A 16504-nucleotide genomic window follows, 5' to 3' on the forward strand; every position below is an offset into this window, starting at 1 on the left:
GATTGCTACCCCAAGCATACCGCTAAGCCTTTGCAATGGGCGACCTCTTACAGCAATTTTTCTCACCCATAAGCGCCCTTTTCTCGCTGACCCAGGGGATCGCCTGGGCTTGTTGGCGGCTATCGTTCCTGAGTTACCGAGAAGCGCCGCGAAGTCTCTGGCTTTGGCTACGGGAAGTCTGTCAAGAATATCCCCCCACCAAGTCTGGGGAACTTGGGGATTCGGAATCTGAGGCGGAAGAGTCCCGCAGCAGCCGCTCCAGCTTCTGTCGAAGAGGTGGCTCCAACTGTTCCAGCTCGTTGACGAAGTCTTTTATACCCTGAAACTGGCGGTAGACGGAGGCAAAGCGTACATAGGCCACCTCGCTCAGGTGTTGCAGGCGCTCCAGCACCATCTCGCCGATGCGCAGAGTGGTTACCTCTTGGGCATCTTCCAATTGCAGTTTTTCTTCGATCTCGTTGACCAGCTCTTCCATCTGTCTGACGGTGACGGGGGTTTTTTGGCAGGCGCGCATCACCCCCTGCAGGATCTTGTTGCGATTGAAGCTTTCGCGGGATCCATCCCGTTTGATGACCATGATGGGCATGAACTCGATGCGTTCGTAGGTGGTGAAGCGGTAGCCGCAGGACATGCATTCTCGCCGCCGCCGCACACTCTGGCCGCCTTCTGCCGAACGAGATTCCAAAACCCGGATTTCTTGTTTGCTGCAGCGGGGACATTTCATGGCTGGTGATCCTCGACAAAGCGACAGGTGGAGAGGGGGTGCCTCAATTTTACCGGATACCTTCGGATACCCATTTAGACTCAGACAGATTGCAGCTGAGATGAACTCTGTTCGTTGGGCATAGATGGCCAGGGATCCCACCAGGCGGCGGCTTGCGCCTGGATTTGGGCTTTTAGCTCTGGTTCCATGCGATCCAGATGGGCCAGTACCCATTTCATCCTGCCCAAAGGAGTTAGGAGGGAGTGCTGACGCAACAGGAAGTCCCAGTAAAACGTGTTAAAGGGACAGGCCCGTTCGCCCATCTTTTCGCTGGGATTGTAGCGGCAATGGCGGCAGTAGTCACTCATTTTGCGGATGTACTGGGCGGAGGCCGCGTAGGGTTTGGTGGAGAGCATGCCCCCGTCGGCGAAAAGGCCCATGCCGATGACGTTGGGCTGCATCACCCAGTCATAGCTGTCGATGAACACGTCGTGAAACCACGCTTCCACCGCTTGGGGTTGGATACCGCTGATGAGGGCAAAATTGCTGAGAACCATCAGTCGCTGGATGTGGTGGGCATAGCCATGGCGGCGAATTTGCCCTAGGGTGTGCCGCAGACAGGCCATGTCGGTTTCGCCCGTCCAAAAAAAGTCCGGCAGGGGGCGGTAGTGGCCAAAGAAGTTCTTCTGGGCATAGCCCTGGGGCATTTGGTATTCATAGAAGCCGCGCAGGTATTCCCGCCAGCCCAGGATCTGGCGGATGAAGCCTTCCGCCGAAGGGAGAGGGATCCCGCCGCGATGGTAGGCCTGTGCGGCGGCGGCGATGACTTCATGGGGGGTGAGCAGGCCCAAGTTGAGGTAAGGGGACAGCAGGGAGTGGTAGAGGAAGTCCTCGCCGGTTTGCATGGCGTCTTGCCAGGGGCCGAAGTGGGGCAGGCGGTGCCGGATAAAGTCTTCGAGCACTTGCAGGGCTTGGGCACGGGTGACAGCCCAGCCAAATCCCTCTAAAGATCCGAAGTGATGGCCGTAATGGTGCTTGACTTTTGTGATCACGGCCTGGGTGATGGCGTCGGGAGGAAACGTCAGAGGCGGCGGGTAGCGCCGGCCAGGCTGGGGAGGCTGCCGGTTTTCCCGGTCGTAGTTCCAGCGCCCGCCGAGGGGCTGGGAGCCGTCCATGAAGATGCGGAAGCGTTTGCGCCCTTCGCGGTAAAAGTCTTCCAGGAGCAGGCGCTTGCGGCCTGTGGCCCAGTCGATAAATTGGCGAGCTGTCCAGAGGAAGTGGTTGTTTTCCAGGATCAGGAGGGGGCAGGGGAGGGCAGACCGCAGCTTTTCTACCTCATCCCGGACGGGAATATCGGCGGGCTGCATGAGGCGGATTTGCCGCAGTTGCTGTTGCTTGGCCCAGGTTTGCAGGGGCTCGGCATAGCCGTCGGCTTCCACATAGGTGACCGGGTAGCCCCGCTGTTGCAGTTCTTGGGCAAAGTGGCGCATGGCCGACCACACCAGCACCAATTTCTGCTGATGGTGGTTGCGGGAGCTGGCCCAGGTGTGGGATTCGATGAGGATGATGGGAACGCAGCGAGGGGGTAGGGCGGAGAGGGAGGCGAGGGCGGATTGCTGGGGATGGAGTTGATCGGGGAGGATCCAGACGCCTGTGGGGCCAGCGAGTGAAGCGGTCATGGGAAGGCGGGGTAATTTTGTCGATCGCGGGGCCAAGATGTCTCTAGATCTCTGAGGGCAGCCCAAGTTGAGTGTAGCGTTGGGGAGCAGGGCTAAGGTAAGGTGGCGATGGAGAGGGCATCCAGCCGGCTAGCGGGGGAAAGAGGGCGGTTGGGGATCCCTTTTTTCAAGGCCTGGGCCGGGCTGGGGATGGCGGCGCTGCTGCTGCTGGTGATTTGGAATTGGACGGATCCCTTGCCGCCGGCCTGGGATGAGGCGCAGCATCTGCTGCAGGCGCAGGCGTTTGGGCTTCACCTGGGGCGGTTTCGCTGGGAAAAGATCTGGTGGCAGCAGTTGCTCCACCTTAACCAGCGCTACCCGCCTTTGGCCTACTGGCTGGGGATCCCGTTGGCAGCTCTGCATCCGTTCGGCCGTGCTGACGGGCAATTGCTCAATTGGGTGTTGCTGGGGGTTCTGATCCTGGCAACCCAGCGGCTGGGGCGGCGGGTCTATCGCTCTTGGGAAGTGGGCTGGCTGGCGGCGGCGCTGGTACTCCTTTATCCGGGGATCACGGCTTTGGCTCATGTTTACATGCTGGAGCTGCCGCTGGTGGTGGCGGTGACGCTGGCTTTTTGCGCGCTGTGGGCCTATGCGGAGGAGCCGTCCTGGCGGGGGGCGGCGGGGGTGGGGGCGGGGGTGGCGGCGGTGCTGCTGACCAAGTGGACAGGGGTGCTGTTTTTGCTGCTGCCTCTGGTGGGGGCTGCAGGTCAGGCTTTCTGGCGCAGCAGAAAAGCGGTGGGGTGGCAAAAAGGGATCCCTGTGGCCCAGATGGGGTTGGGCCTGGCTGTGACGCTGCTGCTGTGTTGGCCTTGGTACGGAGCCAACTGGCTGTTTGTGCTCAGCAATGGGTGGGGCTATGCCAGTACTGCCCACTACTACGTCACCTGTGGGGCTGGATCCCTGTGTTGGTGGACTGCCTACTTGCGCTGGTTGCCCCTGCAGATGAGCCCTTTTTTGTGCCCCTTGCCGCTGCTGACGCTGCTGGGATCCCTGGACCGGCGAGAGGCAGTCCTGTGGGCCGCCTACAGTTCGGGCTATCTTCTCTACACCGTGGTGGATATTAAAGATGTGCGCTTTACCCTACCCCTGTTGCCCCTTTTGGCGGTGTTGTCGGCAGGTGGGATGCAAAAAGCTTATCGGTGGCTGGGGGAGCGCTGGGGCGGGTGGGCTTTGCAAAGGGGAGCCTGCGCGGGGCTGGTTCTGGGCTGCTTGGCCTTGGCCAGCTTGGGTCGGCCCCTCACCCCAGGCGTGGCCCCTCTCTGGAGGGGGATCCCGATGCAGTGGCAGGGGCAGCGCCCCGCCCAGGAGCTGACCCAGTGGATTGAGACGTTGCTCCAGCCGGGTTTAACCACCACCTTGGGCGTTCTTCCCAACACCGAGCTCATTTCTTCGGAAACGCTGACTTACTTGGCGGCTCTCCAGCGCTGGCCGGTCACGTTCCGCGCTGCCGGGCAAACCCCCTGGCCGGAACTGGAGCTATCCTTGCTGGACGGGTTTGTAGATGCTGCGGGGGAACAGGGAATTGTCGGCCCCTACGGCCCGGCCAAGGAGCAGATCCGGCAGCACCTGCGCAGCAGCCCGGACTGGCGACAAGAACCTGGGGTAGAGTTGCCCAGCGTGGGTCGGCTGCAGACTTATTTTCCCCGCCGGCCACGGGTGACGGTGCAGGAGTCGCCTCTTGAAGCTGGGGAGGTGGAGTTGGTGGAGGTTGAGGCGCTGTCGGAGCTGGGGATCCCGGCCTGGCGGCTGCGCTGGCAAGGCCCGGCTCAGGAGTTGGCCCAAACCCTGGCCTGGGCGTGGCTGGAAGATTCCCAAGGGCAGGTGTTGGCCGAGCGCGCCTGGGTGGTGGGGCAGAACCGCCTGCAGCTCAGCTCAACGGGTGTCTGGCTGGTGGAAGAGATCCTGACGCTGCCCACAGCCGACTTCTCGAAGGGGAGCTTTCTCCACCTGGATTGGCAGTTGCCCAATGGGATCCGCCATGCCCTCCACCAGCCCTGGAGAGGATTCCTGTTCAGCTTCCAAAAGGAGGGATCCCTTTTTTTGATGGATCCCTTGTTTCCTCTCCAAGAGGCGGCCAGAGCTGCTGCTGCTGGGGATCTGCAAACTCTCTCCCTTTACCTCAATGCCTGGACAACCCTGCAATACCCGACTTTTCTGACGGATCCCGATCGCACCCTGACACGCCAATTGCTAGAGGGGCAATGGCAACAGGCCGCTGCCCAGGGTCGAGTGAACCGGCAAATCCAAAGCCACTACCAACTGGGCCTCATGTTGGCAGTGCTGCTGCAGCCACAAGCAGCCCAGCGGCATTTTCAACAAATTGTCGAGCTGGATCCCGAGGACCAGTGGGCGCGGGCTTACCTGGCCTTTTTGCGAGTATTTTTTACCCGTGACCTTGAAGGCGTTCCGGAGTTGCAACAAGAGGTTTCGGCTATGGTTCGGCCTCTTTGCCAGAAAGCGGATCCAGACTGGGATTGGAATTGGGTTTGTGCTGATCTTTAGCCACAAAGTCCAAATCCATTTGAGAAACTTGTGAAAGCAGAAAGTCGGCAAAAGCTTTGGCCACCACCGAAAGGCGCTTGGAGCGCAAATAGACCAAATACCAAAACCCCCGAATGGGGAACTCTTCCACATCTAAAATAGCCAGATGATGTTGCCATCCCCCCAAAGCCAACACATGCTGAGACAAAACCGAAATGCCCAGTCCACCAACAATGCCTTGGCGAATGGCTTCGCTGCTGCCTATCTCCATGCGAATATTTAACTTCAAGTTGTGTTTGTCAAAAAGCCGCTCCACCGCCATGCGCGTTCCAGATCCGGGTTCGCGGGCCAAGAAGGGTTCTTGGGCAATGCGCGCCAGAGGGATCCGCTTTTGGCCCACCAGCGGATGATGAATGGGGGCCATAACCACCAAAGAGTTTTCCAGAAAAGGTTGCGCCACCACATCCAAATCTTCCGGCGGCATCCCCATCACGTAGAGATCGTCCATGTTGTGGCCGAGCCGCTCCAAAACCTGCTGGCGGTTGATTACTTTAAGGGCGACGTCGATACCGGGATACTGCTGACAGAATGGCCCCAGAAGACGAGGAATAAAGTATTTGGCGGTGGTGACCACCCCAATGCTCAGCCGTCCCTGTTTTAACCCCTTCAGGTCGGCAAGGGTCATCTCGAATTGATTCAATTGTTCGAAAATTTTGTCGCAGGTTTGGTGTAAAGCTTGCCCCGCTTCGGTGAGATACAGCCGCTTGCCCACCTGCTCAAACAGCGGCAACCCCACGGCTTTGCTCAATTGCTTGATCTGCATGGAAATCGTGGGCTGGGTCAGGTAAAGCTCTTCGGCAGCCCGGGTAAAGCTCAGGTGACGAGCAGCAACCTCGAAGATTTGCAGTTGGTGCAAGGTAATGGCCTTCATGGACAATTAGGAAAAACTAAAGGTTCACTACTAAATCATAAGCCCTGATCTATGCGTTTTGGCGAGATCTCCCCGGGGAAAGGCAAACCCCTGTCCCCCGTCCTTTGACGGAGCTTGAGGTAGGGGAGTGAACTAGGATGGGAAAGCGCGGTTTTGCCGTGTTGGTCGACCCGCTTGTCTTTCAGGTCTGGAGCAGTGTAGATGGCAGTTTACGAGGGCAACTTTGTTCAGACGGCGGATCTGCGTCTGGCGATTGTTATCAGTCGGTTTAACGACTTGATTGCCGGCAAATTGTTGGAGGGGTGCCAGGACGGGCTGAAGCGGCATGGTGTGGATGTCGGCCCGGAGAGCAAGCAGGTGGACTACTACTGGGTGCCGGGCAGCTTTGAGGTGCCTGTGGTAGCCCACCAACTGGCCCAGTCCCGCCGCTACGATGCCATCATCTGCCTGGGGGCAGTAATTCGCGGCCAAACCCCTCACTTCGACTATGTGGCGGCAGAGGTGGCCAAGGGGATCGCGGCAGCGAGTTTTCGCACCGGCGTGCCAGTCATTTTCGGGATCCTCACCGCCGATACTCTGCAGCAGGCGCTGGAGCGGGCCGGGATCAAGAACAACAAAGGCTGGGAATACGCCATGAGTGCCCTGGAGATGGCCACCCTGATGCGCCAAGTGGCTCCCCTGTTGCAAGGGAGTGACAGGGCTGGCAACAATGGAGCGGCCTCCCGTCCCTCTCTGCCCGGTGGAGCAGAGGCGCTGCAGCCGGGGGTAACTTTGGAGAGTGCCGCCTACTGACGGCGGGTTAGACGGGTGAGCACCTCATTGGAACGCTGCACAAAGGCCCGTGCGGCTGCGGGGTCAAAGCTTTTCTGGGTAATCAGCGCCAGATCGTAGATGTGGTTGCAGATAAGGTTGACCAGCTCTGGATCCCGCCCCTCCTCGGCCAGAGCCTGCAGGTTTTGGATCAAGGGGTGGGCGGTGTTGAGCACCAGGGTGTGTTCTTCCAGAAACTCCATTGGTTTTTGTTGCAGGATGGCATTGAGCTCCTGCAGGCGCCGCAGCGCCTCCGGCAGCAGGATCATGGCCGGAACTGACTCAGACTTGAGGGCCTCGGCTTTGATCTGCAGCTTCTCTTTGCCCAAAGCCTGACGGAACAGATCCACCAGCTTTTCGCTGCGGGTTTTTTGTGTGATGGGATCGACGAGATCGGCAGCTTTGTCTTTCTGGATCAGCGTCTCGTCCAGCTCGGAATCCACCCGCTTAAATTGGATCCCTTCTTCCCGATACTCCCGCTCCAGGAAGCTGCTGAAATGGCTGTCGATCCAGCTATCCAGCATGATGACCTCCAGGCCCTGGGAGCGGTGCAGGTCGATGTAGGCGCTCTGGGCCGCTTCGTCGGTGGCGTAGTAAACCCGCTTGTTTTGCTTTTCCCGCGTGCGCTCCAGGTATGCTTTGAGGGTCACGTACTCCGGTTTATCGGCAGGGGATCCGGCCACTCGGAAGATGAGAATGTCTTTAATCTGGGCGAAGAACTTGTCGTTGTTCATCGCCCCAAACTTCATGAAGAGGCTGATATCGGGCCAGACCTTGACATATTTTTCGTAGTCTTCTTTGTAAAGCTCGTTGAGGCGATCCGCCACCTTTTTGGCGATGTGATCCCCGATGCGCCTGACGGTGCGATCATTTTGCAGGAAGCTGCGGGAGACGTTGAGGGGAATATCCGGGCTGTCGATGGCACCGCGCAGAGGCAGGAGGAATTTGGGAATGACTTCTTCGCAGTTATCCTGGACAAAAACCTGGTTGCAAAATAGCTTGACCTGGCCCTTGGTGGGATCGATATCCGGGCGCAACTTGGGGAAGTAGAGGATCCCTTGCACGATGAAGGGATAATCCGTGTTGATGTGTACCCAGAAGTGGGGATCCTCTTGGAAGGGATAGAGGTAGCGGTAAAACTCTAGGTAATCCTCATCCTTGAGCTCAGAGGGAGGAATCTTCCAGAGGGGCTTCTGGCGATTGATGACTTCTCCGTTGAGTTTAATAGGGACGGGAATGAAGTCGCAGTATTTGCGCACCAATTCGCGGATGCGGCTTGGCTCCAGATACTCCTCGCTATCCGGGCTGAGGTAAAGGGTGACGGTGGTGCCGATGGCGGAGCGCTGCGAATCGGAAAGGGTAAAAGTTGGGCTGCCGTCGCAAGACCACTGCACAGGTGTGCTGCCGGGCTGATAGGAAAGGGTGTCGATCTCCACCCGCTGCGCCACCATAAAAGAGGAATAGAATCCCAGGCCAAAGTGGCCGATGATCGCCTGTTCTGCCTCTTTGCCTTTGTACTTTTGAAGGAACTCCTCAGCGCTGGAAAAGGCCACCTGGTTGATGTACTTTTTTACCTCTTCGGCAGTCATACCGATGCCGGTGTCGCTGACCGAGAGGGTCTTGGCCTCTTTGTTGAGCGCGATCACGATCTCCGGCTCCGGGGGATCCGCCACTTCGCCGGCCAGTTTGGCCATCTTGAGCTTGGCAATGGCATCGGCAGCATTGGAGATCAGCTCCCGCAAAAAAATCTCCCGATCCGAATAGAGAGACTGCTTGATGATGGGGAAAATGTTCTCGGTGTGGATGGTGATGGATCCCTGTTCCAGCACAGTCATAGATGGCTCGGCACTTCAACAAGCTCAGTGCCAATCTACAGAGGTAGCAAAGGCCCCGACAAGCTGAACTTTTTCCAGAAATCCGCACCCGCAACCGAACCGGCTCTAGAGCTGAGCCCCTCTGGCCGGACTCTGCGCCTGGTCGATATCAAGGGTAAGCTGGTGGGCCCAATCTTGCCCAACGCGAATGGTGATGTCGGAGTTGAGAACGCCGGTGGATTCCACCCGCAGCTCTCCCAGGCCAAGGGCAGCGCGAACCTGCTTGGCTCCTTCCCGATCCCCGCTTTGGGCGAGGATCTCCGTTTGCGGCAACACCTGGGGGCTGTCTTCGACGGCAAAAACCTGGGTATAGCCCTGTCGAACCAGTTCTTGCACCATGCGGCGGGCCATCCCCGGCTTTCCGGTAGCATTTTGCACAGCTATGCGCAGGCGGTGCGGCGAGATGGGAGCTACTTCCGCCTCCAGGCCAAAGTGGGTCACGGCCAGGCGGCGGATCCCGGCCAAATCTGGCAGCCAGTAGCTGGTGGCAAACTCTCCCGGCTGGCTGAAGCGGCCCGGCAACAGCACCAGGTCGATGCGATCGTCCCCAGAGGTGAGGACGAACTTGGCCAAGCTCAGAACCTCTTCCCAGGTGAGGTTGGTCTCCAGGTGGGTGCGGACGACCTGCAAAACCTTCGGGATGCGCGGCCAGACGGCAGGGGAGAGCAGTTCCCGGCTCAGGGCCCGCAGCAGCTCCTGTTGCCGTTGTACCCGACCGATATCCCCCAAGCCCAGGTGGTCGCGGCGGAAGCGGGCAAAGTGATGGGCTTGTTCGCCATTGAGGCGGTGCCAGCCAGGCTCTAGGTTAATAAACAACTGCTGCGTGTGATCCACATAGTGCATGGGCTCCGGCACATAGACCTCCACACCCCCCACTGCGTCAATCAAAGCTTCCAGGGCCTCGGTATTGAGGCGAACATAGCGGTCAATCGGGATCCCGCCCAGCAAGGTGCTGACCACCTGGGCCACCAGCGCCGGGCCCCCTGCCAAGTTGGCCGCATTGATCTTGGTTACACCAAAGCCAGGCAAGCGCACGCGGGTATCGCGAGGGATGGATAGGACAGTGATCCGCTGCGCCTGTGGATCAAAACGGGCCAAGAGGATGGTGTCGGTGCGGGTGTTGAGACGCTCCCGTTCTGTGGACAAGGGCAGGGTGGGATCCGGGTTGTCGGTGCCGAGGATGAGAATGTGCAAGGAGCGATCCAGAGCGGCAGCCCGCAAAGCATCCGGACGGAAGGCTTCTTGTTCGCCGGGAGTGAGGGAAGTGGGGATCACCGGACGGGGCAACATCACAGCCAAGAAGGCACCGGCAGAGCCCGCCAACACAGCCGTGAATCCCAACAACAGCCAGAGGATCCCCTGGCGAATGGCCTGCTGACGAGCGGCGCGGACACGGTCTGGGCGGGGTGGATAGTGGAAAGAGGACATCAGGTCGGGCCGAGCCTCGCGGGCGCCTGCAGGAAGGGGTGTACTGTCTAGGTGGTGTTGCCAACCCCACCAATTCAAGGTCATGTTACCGCATCCTTATTCTCTAGGACTGTCCATACCCAACTGCAACGAGAGAGCAGCTTCCCCGGCGGGATCCCTGCAGCCGTTACCGGGGAAGTGGGAGGCGCACCTTTGGCTGTGGAGCGTACCCCCGTTGGAGCAGTTGCTTCCCCAGCTCGACATGCTTTCTCCTGGGGAATGCCGGCGGGCAGAGCGTTTACAACTGCCGGCGGATCGGTGCCGCTTTCTGGCCGGTCGTCTTGGGTTGCGCAGCTTGCTCAGCCGCTACAGCGGCATTCCACCCCGGGCGATCCCCCTCGACCACAGCTCCACCGGCAAGCCCTATTGGCGGGATCCACCCCTACCGCTGCAGTTCAACCTCAGCCACTCCCACGAGTGGATCCTGGTTGGCTTGACGTTGCAGCGTCGAATTGGCGTGGACTTGGAGCGGATCCGACCCGTGCCCCGCTGGCAACGCATTGCCCGACGCTATTTTTCCGCCGCCGAGCAGGCTCGTCTGTTGGCCTGTCCACCGGCAGAGCGGGAGAGGGTTTTCCTGGAGCTGTGGACGCAGAAAGAAGCTCTCCTGAAAGCCATGGGCGTGGGGCTGGCCGGAGCCAGGGCCGGGGCCGGGGATCCCTGCTGGCTGACCCTGCCCCTGCGGGTTGCCGAGGGCTACGTTGCCGCTGTGGCGATGGAACGACTGGAAGTGGGCGGGCCAGTCCCGACGGTGCAGCTCTGCCAAGGCGCAGATCTCTTCACTCCCGCTTGAGCTGCTATCTTGGGTTTTCAGGCCGAGTTTCCATGTTGGGGTTATGTTGCGTGGGTTGCGTTATCTCCTGATATTGAGCCTCTGTCTGGGGATGTCGATCGGCGGGATCCCGCATCCGGCCTGGGCGCGGGATCTGTCGCGGCAAACGCCCCAGGACAAAGCTGTCGAGTTAGGTACTGCCGATAACCAGTTGGTGTTTGTGCCCAAGGAGCTCTTTTTTCGCAACGGCAACCTCTACCGTTTGCACTTGAGCAACCCCAGCCAGTTGAAGCACTATTTCAGCGCCAAAGATTTTGCCGATGCCGTTTGGACTCGCAAGTTGGAAGTGGCCGGTGTGGAAATCAAGGGCCAGATCCGAGAACTGGAGCTGAAGCCAGGTGCGGCAGTGGAGTGGCAGTTTATTCCCCTGAAATCTGGAGTTTATTCTTTGGCCTGTACCATTCCCGGCCACGCCGAAGCGGGCATGATTGGGCAGATTACCATTGGCGACTAGGCTATCTCCTGGGCTAGGGGGGCAAAAGGGGATAGAAAAGAGAAAGACGCTGCCAGGCAAATCGCATGAAAAACCTGCTCAGCCCCATCGTGGAACACTGGACTCGGCGACGCCAGGCAGCCTCTCCTCGCAAGAGCAGGCCCCCCCTGCCGGAGCGGGTTGCCGGCTATGCCCTAGCGCTTCTCTCCCTCACTGCTGTTCACGGGATCCGCTACTACAACGAGCCGCAACTGACCGTCGGCAGCCGCTCCCCGCAAACCTTCCTCGCTCCTGCTGCGGCAGAGATCGAAGATGTGGAGGCTACCCAGGCCCGGCAGGCCGAGGCGCGACGGCGCGTGGTGCAAGCCCTCAAAATCAACAGCACCGCCAACGAGAGCATGCGGCAAAATCTGGAGGCTCTCCTGGCAGCGGCGGAGGCCATCCGACAAGAGGCAGGTTCTCTGCCCTATGTTTCTGTCCAATTGCTATCTCTGCCAACGCAGATCTACCTGCGCCAGCTTGCCCCAGAAGAGTGGGAAGCCTTTCAGGCTCGTGTCCGACAAGAGGCCATCCGCACCCGTGCAGCCACTCAATCTCTGTCGGAAGAGGTTGCTGGACGTCTGGAGCCGCTTTTTCCAGAGCAGCGGGCCCGGCAAGAGCTGGTCGAGGTTTGGCAGCGGGCCTGGTTGGATGGGGCGGCCACTCAGACGGCGGCCACGGATCCCTATACCCAGTTAATTGCCCAGGTGGAAGCGGCCCAACAGCGCTACCAAGGGGCTCTGCCGGCTCTGGAGCAGCTCACCCCCCCTGTCCCGGCCACGGTTCTCAACTTAACAGAGACTGAGTGGCAGCAGCTCCAGGGACTGAGCCGGCGGGTCTTGGAGCGCCTGCAGAAGATAGGCATTGTGGATGGCCTGCCCCGCGAGGTGCGCGCTGAAGGGATCCAAGCCCAACTGGACGAGCTGGCCTTTCCAGGCAGTGCCGCCCAGCGGCAGGAGCTGCAGGGGCTGGTCTATCAGTGGCTGCAGCAGGTGCTGATCCCCAATCTGGAGGTGGATCCGCAGCGCACCGAGCAGCGCATTCGCGCCGAGCTGGAAAAAGTTGAGCCCGTCCTGATCTCGGTTGCGGAAAACCAGGTGATTGTGCGAGCAGATCAGATCATCACCCCCGAGCTCTTTTTGATTTTGGATCACTTTGGGTTTACCCAGCGCAGGATCAACGTCTGGGGCCTGGTGGGGGTGGCTGGCGTTATGGGCTTGGGCTTGGCCATTTTCGTCCCCTTGCAGCAACGCTTGCAGCCGGGATTGCGCCGCCGGGATCGGGTGTTGATCCTGATGGTTTCCCTGACTGCTCCGCTTGTGGCAACTTTGTTCAAGCTGGAGTTCAGCTCCTTGCCGGCGGTGGGGCTGTTGCTGGGCAGTTTTTACGGGGCAGGGCTGGGCCTGGTGGTGGTGGTGGGACAGGCGTTACTTTTGCCGTTGGTCTCCTCTGCCAATCTGCTCACCTTCGCACCCTTGCTTTCCGGCAGTGTGGTGGCCTGCGCCCTGGCCGGGCGCTCCCGCTCTCGGGAAGAGTTGGCCTTGTTGGGAGGAGGGGCGGCGGCGGTGCAGATGCTCACCTATGCGGCTGTTAGCTTGACCACAACTGGCGGCATCGACCTATTGGCGATGGCCTTGGGGGGAGGGATCACGCTGGGGTGGAGCATTGTGGCGCTGGGAGCCAGCCCCTACCTGGAGCGCTTGTTCGACCTGGCCACCCCCATTCGCCTCATCGAGTTGAGCAACCCCAACCGCACCCTGCTGCGACGGCTGGCGGCAGAAGCCCCCGGCACCTTCCAGCACACCCTGTTTGTAGCCACCTTGGCGGAACGAGCTGCCCAGAAGCTGAACCTTAACGTGGAGCTGGTGCGCACCGGCACCCTCTACCACGACATCGGCAAAATGCTGCAGGCCCGCTACTTCATCGAAAACCAGATGGGCGGCCTCAACCCTCATACGCAACTGGACGATCCCTATCGCAGCGCCCAGATCATCAAGGCCCACGTCAGCGATGGGCTGCGCCTAGCCAAGCAATACAATCTGCCCACCGCTGTCCAAGCTTTTATCCCTGAGCACCAGGGGACGATCCTGATTGCTTACTTTTACCATCAAGCCCAGATGAAAGCCGGGGATCAGCCGGTGCCCGAGGAGCTGTTCCGCTACGATGGCCCCATCCCCCAGAGCAAGGAGACAGGGGTGGTAATGCTTGCCGATGCTTGTGAGGCGGCCCTGCGCAGCATGACCCTGAGCGACGGCTTTGGCCCTGAGGTGGTTGAGCGGGCCAAGGCTGTTGTCCGCAAAATTGCCCAGGCCCGTTGGCAGGATGGCCAACTGGTCGATAGCGGCCTGACGCTGCAGGATTTGGAGGTGGTGGCAGACGCTTTTGTAGAGGTGTGGCGGGAATCCAACCACGAGCGCATCCCCTATCCCAGCGTCACCCCTGCCCCCTCGCTGCCGGAGCCTGACCAGGCACAAATGCCGATGTCGATGCCCCCGCCCACCGGCTCCTCTCAGCCGAGCGCACCCTTGCGAATCGCTGGGTAGGTAGAGAAAGGTCTAGTCCTGAAGCTGATCCATCGGTAGGATAAGGGATTAATTGCGGATCAAGTCAAGACGGCCCAGAGTTGGGATCCCCTGCCATTGTTTTTTGGATGGCCTCCTGTTCGCGTCAGCGGGACAGAGTCTTTATGCCCCATGTAGCTCCTGCTTCATCTACCCATCCCAAAGCTTCTGGAGTTCCCATTCAGATCCCATCTCTATCCCACCCCAGCCCTGTTCAACTTTCGTTGGTCATTCCCACCTACAACGAAGCTTCCAGCATTGGCAGCTTGATTCGCCAGTTGTGCGCCCACCTCGACGCGATTCTACCCGGAGCCTATGAGCTGATCGTGGTGGATGACAACAGCCCAGATTACACCGCCAAGTTGGCCCAGGAATTGCAAGAGGAGTTTCCCCAACTCAAAGTTATCTGCCGCCAGGGGGAACGGGGCTTGGCCACAGCCGTATTGCGGGGATGGCAAGCTGCTCGCGGCGAGGTGCTGGGGGTGATGGATGGGGATCTGCAGCATCCGCCGGAGATCGTCCTCAAACTGTGGCCGCTCATGCAGAGAGGGGCAGATTTGGTGGTGGGCAGCCGCTACGTGGAGTCGGGGGGGGTGAGCCACTGGAACTTGGGCCGGCGCCTCGTCTCTCGGGGAGCTCAAGCAATCGGGCTGGTTTTGCTGCCAGGGGTTTTCAGGCGGGTGTCGGATCCTCTCAGCGGGTTGTTCCTCCTCAGACGCCAGGCTATTGCCGGGATCCCGCTCAGCCCCAAGGGTTACAAACTGCTGATCGAGGTGCTGGCACGGGGCCGGGTGACAACCATTGCTGAAGTCGGCTACATCTTTCAGGAGCGCCAAAACGGCGAGAGCAAAATTCAACTGCAAACCTGTCTTCAGTATCTCCACCATCTCATCCACCTGCGCTTCTCGCTAGGACAGGTGGGATCCTTTTTGCGCTTCAGCACAGTCGGCCTGTCAGGCACTGTGGTGGACATGGTTTTGCTCTATTTGTTACACGATCCGGACAACTTAGGATGGGATCTCATCACGAGTAAGCTGATCGCTTCGGAAGTGGCCATTCTCAATAACTTCCTGTGGAACGATCTGTGGACATTTCGCCATGTTACCCGATTGCAGCCGGGTCTCTTGAATCGCCTGAAGCGGCTGGTAAAGTTTAATGTCATCTGCTTGATCGGCTTGTTTCTTAACTCTTCACTGGTGATCTTGCTAAGCGAGCGCTTGGGCATTCATTATCTGTTGGCCAACCTAATTGCGATCGGCATTGTTGTATTCTGGAACTTCTACCTCAACTCCAAGCTGAGCTGGAAAAGTGCAGAGGTTAAGCTGGATCCCAGGGGCGACAAGTCTTGAACGTCTGTTTATTTCAGACACTCCTGAAGCGCTCACGCGACCACCCCCGGCCCCTCTCCCTGAGGCCCAAGCGCTCCGCGCCGCTCACGCGACCACCCCCGGCCCCTCTCCCTCAGGGAGAGGGGAGTTAGGGATCGACGCCACGATCCGTTCCATTGCTATTTAGTTAAAGCTCTAGTTAAACTTAATTGAAGATCCTAGCCCCCGCTTTCAGTTGCTGTAGCCACGCTCGGTAGAATTGGGGCGGATCCCTTCTAGGGTGATGATCTCCTCAATGACCGAGCGAACCACGGGAGCCGCCGTCGTCGAGCCGAAAGCATCTTCCCCCTGGGGCTCGTCGAGCACTGCCAGGATCACGTAATTGGGGCGAAGGGCCGGGAAGTAGCCCACAAAACTGGTGATGCGTTTGCCGGGCAGATAGCCCCCCCGCGGCCCTGCTTTCTGGGCGGTACCTGTTTTGCCGCCGATCTCATACCCCTCGATCTTGGCCGATTGCCCGGTGCCAAAATCCACCACGTCCCGCATCTGGATGCGCACCGCCAGGGTGGCCTGCTCCGACAGCACCCGCACCGGCTGGGGTTGCGGGGATCCCCAAACCAAGGTGTCTGTATCCTTTTCCACCAGACCGCGCACCACATGGGGCTGCACTTTCAGCCCGCCGTTGGCGATGATGCAATGCAAAGTGGCCAACTGCAGGGGGGTGAGGGCCAGCCCCTGGCCAAACGCAACGGTGGCTCGCTCCACCGGCACGGTTACGAATTGCCGCAGCGGCTTCAAACGGCTGGCCGGCTCAAAGGGCAGATCCACACCACTGCGCTCATTCAATCCCAACCGTACCAAGGCATTGTAGTACTGGCGGGGATCCAGTTTGCGCATCAGCTGAACCATGCCCACGTTGCTGGACTGGCGCAGGATATCGGTGACGCTCATCCAGCCATGGGCCCCCCGCTGGTGGTAGTCGTAGTTTTGGATGGGCCACTGACCGATCAGGATCCGTCCTTCGTCATACACCCGTTCATCGGCTCTAAAGGCGCCGGCATCCAGTCCAATGGCGATGTTGATGGGCTTGAAGGTGGATCCCGGCTCATACAAATCCGTTACAGCCCAGTTGCGAAAAAGGCCGGGGTCATACTCGAAGTAGCGGTTGGGGTCGTAGGTAGGTTCGGCCACCAGAGCCAAGATCTCCCCCGTGTGGGGCTGGAGGACGATCACCGTGCCCCGCAGCGCTCGAAACCGTTGCAGTTGAGCTTTCAGGGCGGCGCGGGCAGCCCTTTGCAGGCGCATATCCAGGGTGAGCTGCAGCACC

At 59.7% G+C, this 16504-nt stretch carries 12 protein-coding genes; 6 read left to right on the forward strand and 6 right to left on the reverse strand.

What is annotated here, in order from left to right:
• Positions 1 to 181 precede the first annotated feature (181 nt).
• Together nrdR and NW857_RS08930 are read right to left on the reverse strand one after the other, a co-directional pair.
• Positions 182 to 724, reverse strand: coding sequence for a transcriptional regulator NrdR (gene nrdR, locus NW857_RS08925; protein ID WP_414334944.1), 543 nt, complete (start codon positions 722 to 724; stop codon positions 182 to 184).
• A gap of 80 nt (positions 725 to 804) precedes the next feature.
• Entirely contained in the window at positions 805 to 2382 is a 1578-nt protein-coding gene (locus NW857_RS08930; protein WP_414334943.1) for a cryptochrome/photolyase family protein, read from the reverse strand.
• A gap of 108 nt (positions 2383 to 2490) precedes the next feature.
• On the opposite strand from NW857_RS08930, the gene NW857_RS08935 reads away from it, so the two are divergent.
• On the forward strand, positions 2491 to 4923 hold the full coding sequence (locus NW857_RS08935; RefSeq protein WP_414368707.1) for a phospholipid carrier-dependent glycosyltransferase: 2433 nt from the start codon (positions 2491 to 2493) through the stop codon (positions 4921 to 4923).
• Here the strand turns inward: NW857_RS08935 and NW857_RS08940 are convergent.
• A complete protein-coding gene (locus tag NW857_RS08940) occupies positions 4853 to 5833 on the reverse strand; it encodes a LysR substrate-binding domain-containing protein (RefSeq protein WP_414334941.1) in 981 nt (326 codons plus the stop codon). The genes NW857_RS08935 and NW857_RS08940 overlap by 71 nt on opposite strands.
• 201 nt (positions 5834 to 6034) lie before the next feature.
• On the opposite strand from NW857_RS08940, the gene ribH reads away from it, so the two are divergent.
• On the forward strand, positions 6035 to 6625 hold the full coding sequence (gene ribH / locus NW857_RS08945; protein ID WP_414337738.1) for a 6,7-dimethyl-8-ribityllumazine synthase: 591 nt from the start codon (positions 6035 to 6037) through the stop codon (positions 6623 to 6625).
• Here the strand turns inward: ribH and htpG are convergent.
• Both htpG and NW857_RS08955 read right to left on the reverse strand, forming a co-directional pair.
• On the reverse strand, positions 6619 to 8478 hold the full coding sequence (htpG, locus tag NW857_RS08950) for a molecular chaperone HtpG (RefSeq protein WP_414368709.1): 1860 nt from the start codon (positions 8476 to 8478) through the stop codon (positions 6619 to 6621). The two genes, ribH and htpG, sit on opposite strands and share 7 nt — an antisense overlap.
• A gap of 105 nt (positions 8479 to 8583) precedes the next feature.
• Entirely contained in the window at positions 8584 to 10029 is a 1446-nt protein-coding gene (locus tag NW857_RS08955; RefSeq protein ID WP_414337744.1) for an LCP family protein, read from the reverse strand.
• Between the two features lie 130 nt (positions 10030 to 10159).
• On the opposite strand from NW857_RS08955, the gene NW857_RS08960 reads away from it, so the two are divergent.
• The 4 genes from NW857_RS08960 to NW857_RS08975 all read left to right on the forward strand — a co-directional run bounded on the left by NW857_RS08960 (position 10160) and on the right by NW857_RS08975 (position 15198).
• Positions 10160 to 10777, forward strand: coding sequence for a 4'-phosphopantetheinyl transferase family protein (locus NW857_RS08960; RefSeq protein ID WP_414334937.1), 618 nt, complete (start codon positions 10160 to 10162; stop codon positions 10775 to 10777).
• Between the two features lie 43 nt (positions 10778 to 10820).
• Positions 10821 to 11270, forward strand: coding sequence for a plastocyanin/azurin family copper-binding protein (locus NW857_RS08965; RefSeq protein WP_414368711.1), 450 nt, complete (start codon positions 10821 to 10823; stop codon positions 11268 to 11270).
• A gap of 65 nt (positions 11271 to 11335) precedes the next feature.
• Positions 11336 to 13831, forward strand: coding sequence for an HD family phosphohydrolase (locus NW857_RS08970; protein WP_414368713.1), 2496 nt, complete (start codon positions 11336 to 11338; stop codon positions 13829 to 13831).
• 143 nt (positions 13832 to 13974) lie between these two features.
• Complete coding sequence (locus tag NW857_RS08975; RefSeq protein WP_414334934.1) at positions 13975 to 15198, forward strand: glycosyltransferase; 1224 nt, start codon at positions 13975 to 13977, stop codon at positions 15196 to 15198.
• Positions 15199 to 15408: 210 nt separating this feature from the next.
• On the opposite strand, the gene NW857_RS08980 is transcribed toward NW857_RS08975, so the two are convergent.
• Positions 15409 to 16504, reverse strand: a 1096-nt coding sequence (locus NW857_RS08980) for a peptidoglycan D,D-transpeptidase FtsI family protein (RefSeq protein WP_414368715.1), incomplete at its 5' end; no start/stop codon positions are given.

Source organism: Synechococcus sp. H55.9, assembly GCF_047462355.1.
Classification (GTDB): domain Bacteria; phylum Cyanobacteriota; class Cyanobacteriia; order Thermostichales; family Thermostichaceae; genus Thermostichus.